The following is a 13,617-nucleotide window of genomic DNA, read 5'->3' as shown; positions in this document are numbered from 1 at the left end:
CGCAGTCTTTGGGAATCGATAGAACCGACAGAAACAGAAGGAGTGGGACATATTGTCATTACGTGAAGAAGCGCTGCATATGCATCGAGTAAATAAAGGAAAATTAGAATCTAAATCCAAGGTGGAGGTCCGCAACGCTGACGACCTGAGCCTTGCATACTCACCAGGAGTGGCAGAGCCTTGTAAAGTCATCTATGACAAGCCGGAAACGGTCTATGATTACACGATGAAAGGGAATATGGTTGCCGTTGTATCAGACGGGACAGCAGTATTGGGCCTTGGGAATATCGGACCGGAAGCGGCTCTTCCTGTTATGGAAGGAAAAGCGGTTTTGTTCAAGAGTTTCGCAGGCGTCGATGCATTCCCGATCTGTCTGAACACGACGGATGTGGACAAGATCGTCGAGACGGTCAAGCTCCTTGAGCCGACGTTTGGCGGCGTGAATCTGGAAGATATCGCAGCTCCGAACTGTTTCGAAATCGAAGAACGACTAAAGAAAGAAACGAATATCCCTGTCTTCCACGATGATCAGCACGGCACGGCGATTGTTACTGTTGCAGGTCTTGTGAACGCCCTGAAGATTGTCGGCAAGAAAATGTCCGAAATCAAAGTGGTGGCAAACGGTGCCGGTGCAGCCGGTATGGCGATCATCAAGCTTCTTTACCGTTACGGTGTAAGGGATATCATCATGTGTGATTCCAAAGGCGCGATCTACGAAGGCCGTCCTGAAGGAATGAACAGTACGAAAGACGAAGTGGCGAAGTTTACGAACCGTGACCACATCAAAGGCGGACTTGCAGAAGTATTGAAGGATGCCGACGTATTCATCGGTGTGTCTGTTGCAGGCGCGCTGACGGAAGAAATGGTGTCTTCGATGAAGGAAGATCCGATCATCTTCGCGATGGCAAACCCTGTCCCTGAGATCATGCCTGAGCTTGCGAAAGCGGCTGGCGCGAAAGTAGTCGGCACCGGACGTTCTGATTTTCCTAATCAGGTGAACAATGTCCTTGCTTTCCCTGGTATCTTCCGCGGTGCCCTCGATGTCCGTGCGACGCACATCAATGAAAAGATGAAGCAGGCGGCAGTTGAAGCAATCGCAGCTCTCATCACAGAGGACGAGCTCCATGCAGACTACGTCATCCCGGCTCCGTTCGATAAACGCGTTGCTCCTGCCGTGGCTGCGGCGGTTGCGAAGACGGCGATGGAGACGGGTGTTGCCCGCTTGAAGGTGGACCCTGAAGAAATCCGTCAGAAAACGGAAGATCTAGCGGTAATCGGGAAGAGTGAATGATGAAAGAAGTGAACTCTCTCCATTCTCACGCGAAGGTCTATATTGGAATTGTTCACCAGTTACGAGACATGATCACAAAGGACGGCCTGCAGCCCGGTGATAAAATCCCGTCTGAAAGGGAGCTGACCGACCGGCTGAACGTAGGCCGTTCTTCGGTGCGGGAAGCGCTCCGGGCATTGGAGCTGCTGGGCCTGATTGAAACAAGACGGGGAGAAGGGACCTTTTTAAGGGACTTCCGGGATCATCATCTGATCGACCTTCTGGGAATGTTCATTCTTCAGGACGACAAGGCGCAGGGAGATATCCTCGATACGAAGATGATGATCGAGAAGGAAGCATTGAAAGTCCTTTTCCTTGAGAAAAAGAACGTAGATTCCCTGATGGGGAAGGTGGCTGAAAGCGGGACCCTGGACGAAGTGTTCAGGGAAATTGTCATGATGCACCCGAACCACCTCTCCCACCGGATCTGGAATATTTTGAATGACTTCGAAACCCTGATCTGCGGGGGAAAAGCACTCACCGGCGTCATGAGGGAAGAGCTTAAAACGATGCTCGAAGGAATCGAGAAACAAGAGAAAGAGACTGTGCAAGAGACATACAAAAGGGTGAGGAAAATTGTCGATAAAGATGTGACAATTTCCAACATCTTTTTCTAAACCTTTCCATTAAACTGATAGTCAAGCAGTTTTATATCATGCATTAACTACTAGAAGCGAATGGGCTACTGTCATTCGGTAAGGAGGTTTCACCTTGCTTAAGGAACTTTTTAATAAATCGAAAAAGAAAAAGTATGCGACAATTCCATCTGAAGCGTCGAAACAGGACGTTCCGGAAGGGATCATGACCAAGTGTCCTGATTGCAAAAAAATCATGTACACGAAAGAACTTCAAAAGAATTTAAAAGTATGCATTCACTGCGGGTTCCATCATGGGATGAGTTCACCGGAGAGAGTCAATAGTTTTATAGACGAAGGAACGTTCCAGGAGCTTGATCGTGACCTCGTATCAGGAAATCCACTCGGCTTTCCCGATTATGAGAGCAAGGTTGAAAAGGACCGGAAGAAAACAGGGATGAATGAAGCAGTCCTGACCGGGACCGGAAAAGTGAATGGCATCGAGGTCGTGACGGCGATCATGGATTCCCGTTTCCGTATGGGAAGCATGGGATCAGTCGTTGGTGAGAAGATCACAAGGGCGATCGAAGAAGCCGACAAACGGAAAGTCCCATTCATCATCTTCACCGCATCTGGCGGGGCCCGGATGCAGGAAGGCGTGCTGTCCCTGATGCAGATGGCGAAGACGAGTGTCGCCTTGAAGCGCCTCAGTGAAAATGGCGGCCTCTTCATTTCAATCATGACCCATCCTACGACCGGCGGGGTATCGGCAAGCTTTGCGTCTGTCGGGGATTATAATTTCGCAGAGCCTGGCGCACTGATCGGATTCGCAGGCAGAAGGATCATCGAGCAGACGATCCGGGAAGATCTGCCGGAAGACTTCCAGACGGCTGAATTCCTGTTGAAGCACGGCCAGCTTGACGGCGTCATCTCAAGACTCGAGATGAAAGAGAAAATCGGAACAATACTTGATATACATCAGTGGGACGGTGATCTGCCATGGTAAATGAGATGGAATTTGAAAAGCCTGTATATGAGCTGAAGAAAAAAATCGCTGAGCTGAAAGAGTTCACTCAGAATTCAGACGTGGATTTATCAAAGGAAATCGAGAAGCTCGAAGCGCGTCTTGCCAAGCTTCAAAATGACATTTATGAAAACATGAGACCGTGGGAAAGGGTGCAGGTTGCACGCCACCCGAACCGTCCGACGACGCTTGATTATATCGGCCAGATCTTCACCGATTTCATTGAAATGCACGGCGACCGCCTGTACGGTGACGATGAAGCGATCGTTTCGGGCGTCGGGAAATTCCACGGCGTACCAGTCACAATCATCGGCCACCAGCGAGGGAAGGACACGAAGGAAAATATCCGCCGCAACTTCGGGATGCCTCATCCAGAAGGGTACAGAAAGGCGCTACGTCTGATGAAACAGGCGGATAAGTTCAACCGTCCGATCATCTGCTTCATCGATACGAAAGGGGCTTACCCTGGCAAAGCGGCAGAGGAAAGAGGACAAAGTGAAGCCATCGCGAGGAATCTCGTTGAAATGGCCGGCCTGACCGTCCCTGTCATCTGCATCGTCATCGGGGAAGGCGGAAGCGGCGGTGCCCTGGCACTCGGTGTCGGAAACCATATTCACATGCTTGAAAACTCCACGTACTCGGTCATCTCTCCTGAAGGCGCAGCAGCGATCCTCTGGAAAGATTCAACCCAGGCGAAACGTGCAGCCGAATCGATGAAAATCACGGCACCGGACTTGAAAGAGCTCGGCATCGTCGATGAAATCATCACCGAAGTCAAGGGCGGCGCACACAAGGATGTCAAAGAGCAGGCGGGCTACATTGAAGCCGTACTGAAGCAATCCCTGAAAGAGCTGATCCCGATGAATAAGGACGAGCTGATTCAGCATCGCTATGATAAATTCAAGGCGATGGGCGATTATTCGGTTTTAAATGATTTAATCGGGGTAGAAATACAATAAATGACAGACTGACAAAAGGGTATGACCGTTTGTCAGTCTTTTTCATTTAAGGGGGAGAAATCTCCTATTTGTGGTGATATTTTGAACATATTAACAATTGAAACGCTTTCATTTAAAAGATTATTTCGTCTTTTACGTTTACTTCGTGTATCTAGTTGAGAACCTTGCACCTTCGTGTTATTTTAGAAATAATCCAAAGTCTATTGGTTCATACTAATGTAATGAATATAACAGGATATATGGTAAAATTGCTTACTCTATGTTTTATTGAACGAGGTACAAGTTGTTTCATTCATTTACATATAAAGGAATATTCTTAATGAGGTGATCGCAGTGAAGAAGATTGGTGTATTAACAAGTGGTGGAGATTCACCAGGTATGAATGCAGCGGTCCGTGCAGTTGTGCGTAAAGCCATCTTCATGGATATGGAAGTGTACGGGATTTTTCAAGGGTATAATGGTTTAATTAACGGAAACATCCAAAAGCTTGAGCTTGGTTCCGTTGGTGACATCATCCACCGCGGCGGTACGATGCTGTATACTGCACGTTGCGAAGAATTCAAGACAAAAGAAGGTCAGAAAAAAGGGATCGAGCAGCTTGAGAAGCACGGTATCGAAGGCCTTGTCGTCATCGGTGGGGACGGTTCTTATCAGGGTGCGAAGGCATTGACGGAATGGGGCTATCCTTGTGTAGGCGTACCTGGTACGATCGATAACGATATCCCGGGAACCGAATATACAATCGGCTTCGATACGGCCCTGAACACAGTCATCGATGCGATCGATAAGATCCGCGACACGGCGACGTCTCATGAAAGAACATTCATCATTGAAGTAATGGGGCGCAACGCAGGCGATATCGCCCTGTGGGCAGGTCTTGCCGGCGGTGCCGAAACGATCGTCATCCCTGAAGAAACATTCGATATGGATGACATTGTCAACCGTTTGAAAAAAGGTCAAGAACGCGGGAAGAAGCACAGCGTCATCATCGTAGCTGAGGGTGTCATGTCAGGGAATGAATTCGCGAACCGCTTCACGGAAGCAACGGGAATGGATACACGTGTCTCTGTCCTCGGTCACATCCAGCGCGGCGGGACACCAACTGCATCCGACCGTGTGCTTGCCAGCCGTCTTGGCGCACATGCTGTTGAACTTCTGTCACAAGGAAAAGGCGGCAGAGCAGTAGGAATCGAGAAGAATCAGCTAGTTGACTACGATATCATTGAAGCATTGGCAAAGCCGCATCAAATCGACATGAACATGTACAGACTTTCCAAAGAGCTTTCAATCTAAATTGTTGTAAGATTTCAGGAGGTAAAGAAAAATGAGAAAAACGAAAATTGTATGTACGATCGGTCCAGCAAGTGAAAGCGTAGAAAAGTTATCACAACTAATCGAAGCCGGGATGAACGTTTCCCGCCTGAACTTTTCACACGGTGATCACGACGAGCACGGACAACGAATTACAAACATCAGAGAAGCAGCTGAAAAAGCTGGTAAAAACGTAGGAATCCTTCTTGATACGAAAGGACCGGAAATCCGTACGAACAATATGGAAAACGGTGCAATCGAATTGACGCAAGGATCCAACATCATCGTATCCATGAAAGAAGTACTTGGAACGACAGAGAAATTCTCCGTTACATACGAAGGATTGATCGAAGATGTTCACGTTGGTTCAAAAATCCTTCTTGACGACGGACTAATCGGTCTTGAAGTAACTGAAATCGACCAGGCGAACGGCGAAATCCACACGCTTGTACAAAACAGCGGCGTTCTTAAGAACAAAAAAGGTGTAAACGTGCCAGGCGTATCTGTCAACCTTCCAGGAATCACAGATAAAGATGCAAATGACATCATCTTCGGTATCCAGCAAGGTGTTGACTTCATCGCTGCATCATTCGTACGTCGTGCATCTGATGTCCTTGAAATCCGTCAATTATTGGAAGAGCACAATGCATCTCACATCCAAATCATCCCTAAGATCGAGAACCAGGAAGGTGTCGACAACATCGACGAAATCCTTGAAGTGTCTGACGGTCTGATGGTTGCACGTGGAGATCTTGGTGTAGAAATCCCTGCTGAAGAAGTACCATTGGTGCAAAAACAGCTGATCAAAAAATGTAACTCACAAGGTAAGCCTGTTATCACAGCTACACAAATGCTTGATTCCATGCAGCGTAACCCACGCCCGACAAGAGCAGAAGCAAGTGACGTTGCCAATGCGATCTTCGACGGAACAGATGCGATCATGCTATCAGGTGAAACAGCTGCCGGAACTTACCCTGTTGAAGCTGTTCAAACGATGCACAACATCGCTTCAAGAGCAGAAACTGCCCTTGATTACAATGCGATCCTTGCTAAGCGCAGCAAAGACAGCGAGCACAACATGACAGATGCAATCGGTCAATCTGTTGCATACACGGCTCTTAACCTTGACGTCAATGCCATCGTGGCACCGACTGAAAGTGGCCACACTGCACGCATGATCTCTAAATACCGTCCAAAAGCACCAATCGTCGCTGTTACTGGCACAGACTCAGTATCACGCCGTCTTGCACTTGTATGGGGCGTATACCCAACAGTAGGACGCCAAGTGACAACAACGGACGAAATGCTTGACATGGCAGTAGAAGAAAGCGTGAACTCAGGCATGACCAAGCACGGCGACCGCATCGTCATCACTGCTGGTGTACCAATCGGCGAATCAGGCACAACCAACCTGATGAAAATCCATGTAGTCGGCGACGTCGTAGCAAAAGGCCAAGGAATCGGCCGCAAATCTGCATACGGTAAAGCCGTTGTTGCCATGAACGCTGAAGAAGCAGTGAACAACACACAACCAGGATCTGTCCTGATCACAATCGGTACAGACAAAGACATGATGCCTGCACTTGAAAAATGCTCTGCACTCATCGTCGAAGAAGGCGGACTTACAAGCCACGCCGCAGTAGTCGGCATCAACCTTGGAATCCCAGTCGTAGTAGGCGTGGACAATGCCACTAACCTATTCACAAACGGCCAGGAAATCACAGTAGACGCTACCCGCGGTGTTATCTACAACGGTCACGCTAGCGTATTGTAATATTTTTAGAATGAAACCAGTGTCTTTAGGGGCACTGGTTTTTTTGTTTGTCTGTTTTTGGGGAGGAAGGTGGTGCGGGAGTGGTGGGTTAGTTGGAGAGGTGATAGGAGTGGGCGAGGGTTGGAAAGTGCTGCATTCACGCCACACCCCAATTACGCAATAAAGTTGGAAAGTCGCGCAATAGAGTGTGGTTTTCACGCAATTAACTGGGATTCTCACGCAATAAGTGGTGAAAGTTACGCAATTAGCTTCTGGGAGCATGGGTTGTAGTAGTGATTGACCTGTAAAAACAGGTGTTTTTTCAATAACGGGATTACTTTATTTCGATTCATGATGAAAAATGATGCGTGACAGTTAAATTCCGGTACGAAAGATGACTGCATTCACGCCGAACCTTCAATTACGCAATAAAGTACGAAAGTCGCGCAATAAAGTCTGGTTCTCACGCAATAAACTCGGATTCTCACGCAATAAATGGCGAAAGTGACGCAATTAGCTTCTGGGAGCATGGTCCACAATAGTGATCACCCTTTGAAAACAGCGATTTTCCCAATTACGTCACAACTTTAACCTTATGAACGACGAAAAATGAGGCGCGACAGTTAAATTTCGTTACAAATGTTGACTGCATTCACGCCGCACCTTCAATTACGCAATAAAGTCCAAAAGTCCCGCAATAAAGTCTGATTCTCACGCAATCAACCCCGATTCTCACGCAATACCTAGCCAATCTCACGCAATTAGCCTCCACCCCCTCACTCTGCCACTATCTATTCACCAAAAAAAACACTCACTTCATCAATTTCTGCCCATTACTAGTCCGATCTACGACTAAAACCAGTTGTCCCAGCCCAAAACCACGCTAAAAATAACCAAAACCTGACCACCTCACCCCAAAAACACAAGCAGCACACCCCTCCCACCAATATGTTATAATGTATCCAAGCAAGCACTCTAACGATTGGAGGCATCCTTCATGAGATATATGTTACTATTGTTGATTATTGTTCCTGCACTGGAAATCGGGCTTCTCGTTTTGTCCGGGCAGGCGTTTGGATTGATTCCGACTGTTCTGTTGATTATTTCGACGGGGATTCTTGGTGCGTATTTGGCGAAGAAGCAGGGGATTGAGACGCTGAGAAGGGCACAAAGGGAGGCGCAATATGGTCAGCTGCCGGGAGATGCGATTATGGATGGGTTATGCATCCTGGTCGGCGGGGTTGTGCTGTTGACGCCGGGCTTTATCACCGATGCGATCGGTTTCCTTTTACTGTTGCCGACGACGCGCAGCATGTTCAAGCCTTTCATCTACAGATTATTTAAGCGCTGGATCAATAATGGGAATGTGATCATTTACAGATAGTACTCCCGTATAAAATAAAGCGAAGACCGACAATTGGTCTTCGCTTTTCTTTATTTTACACCCATGATGAATTTCCATGTATCTTCGAACACGCCGGCTCTCTTTAGTGTGGAGAGGATGACCAGTACGACCGGTCCGACGATCAGGCCGAGGAAGCCGATGAGCTTGAAGCCGACGAAGAGGGCGATCAGTGTTGCGAGCGGGTCGAGTCCGATGCTTGAAGACAGGACTTTCGGCTCCATGATCTGGCGCTGGACGACGACGACCATATAGAGGACCGACAGGCCGATGCCGAGTCCGATGTTGCCGGTGATGAACTCATAGGCGATCCATGGGACGAAGACGGCTCCTGTTCCAAGGTACGGCAGGATGTCGACGAGCCCGGTGACGAGCGCGATGGTGATGGCGTAGTCGACACGCAGGATCACCAAGCCGACGAGCACGATGATCGCTGTGATGGAAATGAGCGTGAACTGGGCGCGGATAAATCCGAACAGTGCCCGTTTTAAGTCGATGAATACTTTTCTTCCGCTGCTCATGGCTTTACCGGGAATGATTTTTTCCGCTTTGGCCGATAAACTGTACCAGTCTTTGCTGATGAAAAAGGTCGCCAGTGCTGCGAAAATCAGGACCGATGCTGCATTTGGGATCCAGGAAATGAGCTGGGGCAGTTTGGTGAAGAAGTTTTGCAGGAAATCCCCTGCAGAAGTGGCGATCTTCGTGCCTGCCGTCTGGACGTTTTTCAAAATCGTTTCCTGCTGTCCTGCTTCGAGATTTTTAAAAATCCCGGCCAGCTGATTGTAGAACGGGATCACCTGCCCGACAATGAAATCTTCTGCATATTGGACGAGTGTTTCCACATGGTCAGGGAGCACTTCTGCCAGGTAATTGGCACCTGATACAATTTCTGCGATCAATAATGTGATGAGGCCTGCAAACATGGCCACGATCAGGATGAGGGATAATGTGACGGCCCACACCCTTGGTAGCCACCGCTCGAGCCAGTTGACCATCGGGTTGATCAGCAGGGCGATGGCGACGGCGATGATGAATGGATAAGCGAGTTTCCATATGTAATAGAGTGAAATCAGTGAGAGCACGATGACGGCGAGAACAATGAGAAATCGGATCGTTCGATAAACATATTCTAAATTCAAAGGCTTCCCTCCTGCCGGGTCTATTACTTCTATTTTATAGGAGACAGGAAATGAAAGGAAGATATATTTGTGCCGTCAATGAAAGATTAACGGGAGAGTTGATATGGCACGATAATGATTGGCCGGCAGGGGAAAAGGCGTGGGGACGGGCCATCCCCCTTCTTCCCACATTCGTGATACCATTCAATATTATTTCCAAAGCATTTTTGCCCAATCAGGGAAAGCGGTCTTTAAAATTCCCTCCTCAACAAGCCCATTTTCCCATGGTTTATTTTTCTAGAAAAATAATTTTTATAGAAATTGGTGCGTTTTCATTCACAAAAGTCAGATAATTGTTTATAATAGGAAATGTAAGCGCATCCCAAGCTCTCGTCCTGTGGCAGTGATGCTTCAGAAGGGCAGGGAATCATTTTTTGTATAGGGATTGAGCAGGCGCTCAACGCTTTTATTTCTGTTCTTTTTAAACAAGCCTACCAGACTGAATGTTTCGTAGGGTTTTATGCTCATATGAAAATGGGTAAAAGAGAAATACTTACCAAAAGGAGAGATTATTATGACAGCAACTCGCGGATTAGAAGGGGTTGTAGCAACAACATCATCTATCAGTTCGATCATAGACGATACTCTTACATATGTTGGCTACAACATAGATGATCTGGCAAACAATGCTAGTTTCGAAGAGGTTATCTACTTATTATGGCATCTTAAACTGCCTACATCATCAGAACTTCAAGAATTTAAAGAGCTGTTGGCAGATAACGCTGAACTGCCTAAGGAAGTAATCGAACATTTCAAGATGTACAATATCAAGGAAGTCCACCCGATGGCGGCTCTGCGTTCTGCCGTGTCGTTACTTGGACTGTATGATGATAAAGCTGACGAGATGGATGAGAGAGAAAACTACTTGAAGGCGATCCGTCTTCAGGCGAAGATCCCGACGATCGTGACAAGCTTCTCACGCATCCGCAGCGGCAAGGAACCGGTTGCACCGCGCAAGGATCTTGGATTCGCGGCAAACTTCTTATACATGCTGACTGGCAACGACCCTGAGCCGATCGAAGTAGAGGCGTTCAATAAAGCGCTTGTCCTTCATGCGGACCATGAGTTAAACGCTTCCACGTTCACTGCACGTGTATGTGTGGCGACGCTGTCTGATGTATATTCAGGCGTCACTGCTGCAATCGGCGCATTGAAGGGGCCGCTTCACGGAGGGGCTAACGAGCAGGTGATGAAGATGCTGACTGAAATCGGATCTGTCGATAAAGCAGAATCTTATATCCTGGATAAACTGGACAAGAAAGAGAAGATCATGGGCTTCGGTCATCGCGTATACCGTCAAGGGGATCCACGTGCCAAGCATCTGAAAGAAATGTCCAAAAAGCTAACTGAATTAAGAGGAGAAAGTAAATACTACGAAATGTCTGTGAAGGTTGAAGAAGTATTTACAGCCAACAAAGGCCTTCCGCCAAATGTTGACTTCTACTCTGCATCCGTTTACCACAGCCTCGGCATCGATCATGATCTGTTCACGCCGATCTTCGCTGTCAGCCGTGTATCCGGCTGGTTGGCACACATTTTAGAACAATATTCAAACAACCGTCTGATCCGTCCGCGTGCCGATTACGTAGGACCAGGCAAGCAAGTTTACGTACCTGTTGACCAAAGAGGTTAATCATCAATATTTACAAATAGTTAAAATATTGGTGTAATGAATAAGAGAAAGGGACTGACTTTAAATGCATAAGCGCATATGGTCACTCCCTTTCATAATGAAAAAATGGAGGTTACATAATGACACAAGGTGAAAAAATTACAAACCAGAACGGCCAGCTTAACGTGCCAAACAATCCGATCGTCCCTTTCATTGAAGGTGACGGAACAGGTCCAGATATTTGGGCAGCAGCTCAACGCGTCCTAGATGCTTCTGTTGAAAAAGCATACAAAGGCGAGCGCAAGATCTCTTGGAAAGAAGTATATGCAGGGGAAAAAGCATTCAACAAAACGGGCGAATGGCTTCCTAACGAAACACTTGAAGCGATCCGTGAATACTTCATCGCGATCAAAGGACCTCTTACAACACCAGTAGGCGGCGGAATCCGTTCATTGAACGTTGCCCTTCGCCAGGAGTTGGACCTATTCACTTGCCTGCGTCCAGTACGCTACTTCGAAGGTGTTCCTTCACCGGTTAAGCGTCCTGAAGACACTGACATGGTCATCTTCCGTGAAAACACTGAAGATATCTATGCAGGTATCGAGTATGCAAAAGGTTCTGATGAAGTGAAGAAACTGATCAGCTTCCTTCAAAATGAAATGGGCGTGAACAAAATCCGTTTCCCTGAAACATCAGGTATCGGAATCAAGCCTGTATCTGAAGAAGGTACAAGCCGTCTAGTGCGCGCAGCGATCAACTATGCAATCACTGAAGGCCGTAAGTCAGTAACGCTTGTTCACAAAGGGAACATCATGAAGTTCACTGAAGGAGCTTTCAAAAACTGGGGTTACGAGCTTGCTGAGAAAGAGTTCGGGGATAAAGTATTCACTTGGGCTCAATATGACAAGATCAAAGATGCCGACGGATTGGAAGAAGCGAACAAAGCACAATCTGACGCTGAAGCTGCTGGCAAGATCATCGTAAAAGATTCAATCGCTGATATCTTCTTACAACAGATCCTTACGCGTCCGGCTGAGTTCGATGTCGTGGCTACAATGAACCTGAACGGAGACTACATCTCTGATGCACTTGCTGCACAAGTAGGTGGAATCGGTATCGCTCCAGGAGCGAACATCAACTACGAATCAGGACATGCAATCTTTGAGGCGACTCACGGAACGGCTCCTAAATATGCAGGTATGGACAAAGTAAATCCATCATCTGTTATCCTTTCAGGTGTGCTTATGCTTGAGCACCTTGGCTGGACAGAAGCTGCCAACCTGATCACAAAATCCATGGAGAAAACAATCGCTTCTAAAGTCGTGACATATGACTTTGCCCGTCTGATGGATGGCGCTACAGAAGTGAAATGCTCTGAATTCGGTTCTGCTTTAATCGAAAACATGGAAGCATAATCATTTGACATAAGGACGGGGTGCTTCTTTCAGGGGCACTCCTTCCTTTGTCTATTGACACGAATAGGGGGAAGAATGATGGCTATTAAACGTAGAAAAGTATCTGTAATCGGTGGAGGTTTCACCGGGGCGACGACGGCACTGATGCTCGCCCAGAAAGAACTTGGAGATGTTGTATTGGTTGATATCCCGCAAAACGAAGATCCGACAAAAGGAAAGGCACTCGATATGCTTGAAGCAAGCCCGGTGCAGGGATTTGACGCAAACATCATCGGAACTTCCAACTATGAGGATACGAAGGATTCGGATATCGTCGTCATCACGGCCGGCATCGCCCGTAAACCGGGAATGAGCCGTGACGACCTCGTGCAGACCAATCAGAAAGTCATGAAATCAGTCACCCAGCAAATCGTGAAACATTCACCAGACTGCTATATCATCGTGTTGACGAATCCCGTGGACGCCATGACGTACACAGTCTTTAAAGAATCCGGCTTCCCTAAAGAACGGGTCATCGGACAATCAGGCGTCTTGGACACAGCCCGTTTCCGCACATTCGTCGCGCAGGAGTTGAACCTGTCGGTGAAGGACATCACAGGCTTCGTCCTCGGCGGGCACGGGGACGACATGGTCCCGCTCATCCGCTACTCCTATGCAGGAGGGATCCCGCTTGAAACCCTGATCCCGAAAGACCGTCTCGACGCCATCGTAGAGCGCACCCGCAAAGGCGGCGGAGAAATCGTCGGCCTCCTCGGCAACGGCAGCGCCTACTATGCCCCGGCGGCTTCACTTGTCCAGATGGTGGAAGCGATCCTGAAAGATCAACGCCGCGTCATCCCGGCCATCGCCTATCTTGAAGGAGAATACGGCTTCGAAGGCATCTACCTCGGCGTCCCGACGATCCTCGGCGGCAACGGCCTCGAGCAAATCATCGAGCTCGAACTCACAGAAGAAGAAAAAGCAGCCCTGTCCAATTCGGCTGACGCTGTGAAGAATGTCATGGCTTCATTGGCGTAATCAACGTAAAACAAAACCGGTTTCCTTCGGGAGACCGGTTT

Annotated in this window: 12 protein-coding genes; 11 read left to right on the top strand and 1 reads right to left on the bottom strand. The window is 47.9% G+C overall.

From position 1 onward, the window contains the following. The first annotated feature begins 52 nt into the window (after nucleotides 1-52). From KH172YL63_RS16335 to KH172YL63_RS16305, 7 genes are all read left to right on the top strand, one after another. Nucleotides 53-1,291, top strand: coding sequence for an NADP-dependent malic enzyme (locus tag KH172YL63_RS16335; RefSeq protein ID WP_173107101.1), 1,239 nt, complete (start codon nucleotides 53-55; stop codon nucleotides 1,289-1,291). Further along, nucleotides 1,291-1,947, top strand: coding sequence for a FadR/GntR family transcriptional regulator (locus KH172YL63_RS21765; protein ID WP_269475165.1), 657 nt, complete (start codon nucleotides 1,291-1,293; stop codon nucleotides 1,945-1,947). Before KH172YL63_RS16335 ends, KH172YL63_RS21765 begins: the two co-directional genes overlap by 1 nt. Before the next feature lie 94 nt (nucleotides 1,948-2,041). Next, nucleotides 2,042-2,911 (top strand): acetyl-CoA carboxylase, carboxyltransferase subunit beta, encoded by an 870-nt coding sequence (accD, locus tag KH172YL63_RS16325; RefSeq protein ID WP_173107099.1) that lies wholly within the window; start codon nucleotides 2,042-2,044, stop codon nucleotides 2,909-2,911. Continuing rightward, nucleotides 2,905-3,888 (top strand): acetyl-CoA carboxylase carboxyl transferase subunit alpha, encoded by a 984-nt coding sequence (accA, locus tag KH172YL63_RS16320; RefSeq protein WP_173107098.1) that lies wholly within the window; start codon nucleotides 2,905-2,907, stop codon nucleotides 3,886-3,888. Before accD ends, accA begins: the two co-directional genes overlap by 7 nt. A 333-nt stretch (nucleotides 3,889-4,221) precedes the next feature. Continuing rightward, nucleotides 4,222-5,181, top strand: coding sequence for a 6-phosphofructokinase (gene pfkA, locus KH172YL63_RS16315; RefSeq protein ID WP_173107097.1), 960 nt, complete (start codon nucleotides 4,222-4,224; stop codon nucleotides 5,179-5,181). Nucleotides 5,182-5,212: 31 nt separating this feature from the next. Beyond that, a complete protein-coding gene (pyk, locus tag KH172YL63_RS16310; RefSeq protein ID WP_173107096.1) occupies nucleotides 5,213-6,973 on the top strand; it encodes a pyruvate kinase in 1,761 nt (586 codons plus the stop codon). Nucleotides 6,974-7,949: 976 nt separating this feature from the next. Continuing rightward, on the top strand, nucleotides 7,950-8,336 hold the full coding sequence (locus KH172YL63_RS16305; protein ID WP_173107095.1) for an FxsA family protein: 387 nt from the start codon (nucleotides 7,950-7,952) through the stop codon (nucleotides 8,334-8,336). A gap of 50 nt (nucleotides 8,337-8,386) precedes the next feature. Here the strand turns inward: KH172YL63_RS16305 and ytvI are convergent, their stop codons facing one another. After that, a complete protein-coding gene (ytvI, locus tag KH172YL63_RS16300) occupies nucleotides 8,387-9,493 on the bottom strand; it encodes a sporulation integral membrane protein YtvI (RefSeq protein ID WP_173107094.1) in 1,107 nt (368 codons plus the stop codon). 50 nt (nucleotides 9,494-9,543) lie between these two features. On the opposite strand from ytvI, the gene KH172YL63_RS16295 reads away from it, so the two are divergent. From KH172YL63_RS16295 to mdh, 4 genes are all read left to right on the top strand, one after another. After that, the gene (locus tag KH172YL63_RS16295; protein ID WP_173107093.1) at nucleotides 9,544-9,825 is read left to right on the top strand and encodes a hypothetical protein; all 282 of its coding nucleotides are present in this window, start codon (nucleotides 9,544-9,546) and stop codon (nucleotides 9,823-9,825) included. A gap of 221 nt (nucleotides 9,826-10,046) precedes the next feature. After that, nucleotides 10,047-11,165 (top strand): citrate synthase, encoded by a 1,119-nt coding sequence (gene citZ, locus KH172YL63_RS16290; RefSeq protein WP_173107092.1) that lies wholly within the window; start codon nucleotides 10,047-10,049, stop codon nucleotides 11,163-11,165. A gap of 119 nt (nucleotides 11,166-11,284) precedes the next feature. Beyond that, the gene (gene icd, locus KH172YL63_RS16285; protein WP_173107091.1) at nucleotides 11,285-12,559 is read left to right on the top strand and encodes an NADP-dependent isocitrate dehydrogenase; all 1,275 of its coding nucleotides are present in this window, start codon (nucleotides 11,285-11,287) and stop codon (nucleotides 12,557-12,559) included. A gap of 78 nt (nucleotides 12,560-12,637) precedes the next feature. Next, nucleotides 12,638-13,576 (top strand): malate dehydrogenase, encoded by a 939-nt coding sequence (gene mdh / locus KH172YL63_RS16280; protein ID WP_173107090.1) that lies wholly within the window; start codon nucleotides 12,638-12,640, stop codon nucleotides 13,574-13,576. The last annotated feature ends 41 nt before the right edge of the window (nucleotides 13,577-13,617 follow it).

This window comes from Bacillus sp. KH172YL63, from assembly GCF_011398925.1.
In the GTDB taxonomy this organism is placed as follows: Bacteria; Bacillota; Bacilli; order Bacillales; family Bacillaceae_B; genus Rossellomorea.
The sequence above is the reverse complement of the archived record's forward strand: the minus strand, read 5'-3'. Positions and strand labels throughout refer to the sequence as shown.

Bases quoted from the DNA above. Each gene is read 5' to 3' on its own strand.
- KH172YL63_RS21765 (WP_269475165.1), top strand. From the start codon at position 1,291: ATGAAAGAAGTGAACTCTCTCCATTCTCACGCGAAGGTCTATATTGGA.
- accA (WP_173107098.1), top strand. From the start codon at position 2,905: ATGGTAAATGAGATGGAATTTGAAAAGCCTGTATATGAGCTGAAGAAA.
- pyk (WP_173107096.1), top strand. From the start codon at position 5,213: ATGAGAAAAACGAAAATTGTATGTACGATCGGTCCAGCAAGTGAAAGC.
- KH172YL63_RS16305 (WP_173107095.1), top strand. From the start codon at position 7,950: ATGAGATATATGTTACTATTGTTGATTATTGTTCCTGCACTGGAAATC.
- KH172YL63_RS16295 (WP_173107093.1), top strand. From the start codon at position 9,544: ATGAAAGGAAGATATATTTGTGCCGTCAATGAAAGATTAACGGGAGAG.
- citZ (WP_173107092.1), top strand. From the start codon at position 10,047: ATGACAGCAACTCGCGGATTAGAAGGGGTTGTAGCAACAACATCATCT.
- icd (WP_173107091.1), top strand. From the start codon at position 11,285: ATGACACAAGGTGAAAAAATTACAAACCAGAACGGCCAGCTTAACGTG.
- mdh (WP_173107090.1), top strand. From the start codon at position 12,638: ATGGCTATTAAACGTAGAAAAGTATCTGTAATCGGTGGAGGTTTCACC.